The following is a 450-nucleotide window of genomic DNA, read 5'->3' as shown; positions in this document are numbered from 1 at the left end:
CTGCACCATGGGCCTGCGCAGTGTCGACCCGGCCGAGCGCAGCGCGCTCAACCAGGCGGGCGTCACCGTGCACGACATGCGCGCCATCGATGAACATGGCATCGCGCCGCTGCTGCGCGCCTTCCTGGCGCGCGTGTCTGATGAAGACGGGCTGCTGCATGTCAGTCTCGACGTCGACTTTCTCGACCCGTCGATTGCGCCGGCTGTCGGCACCACCGTTCCCGGCGGCGCGACCTTCCGCGAGGCGCATCTGGTGATGGAGATGCTGTCCGACAGCGGCCTCGTCTCCAGTCTCGACCTGGTCGAGTTGAATCCTTTTCTGGACGAGCGTGGCCGGACCGCGACGCTTATGGTCGACCTTACGGCGAGCCTGATGGGCCGCCGCATCATGGATCGCCCGACCCGCAGCCATTCCGGGAGCTTTTGATCATGACCACGGCAAAGCTGAAC

General features: G+C 65.8%; 1 protein-coding gene. It reads left to right on the top strand.

The genetic code is table 11. The annotated features are described in order from the left end of the window. A partial coding sequence (locus ACWTU8_RS32650; protein ID WP_455851355.1) for an arginase family protein occupies positions 1–427 on the top strand: 427 nt, incomplete at its 5' end. Positions 428–450 lie beyond the last annotated feature (23 nt).

This window comes from Mesorhizobium sp. BHbdii (assembly GCF_053848045.1).
This window is presented reverse-complemented; position numbering and strand designations above follow the sequence as displayed.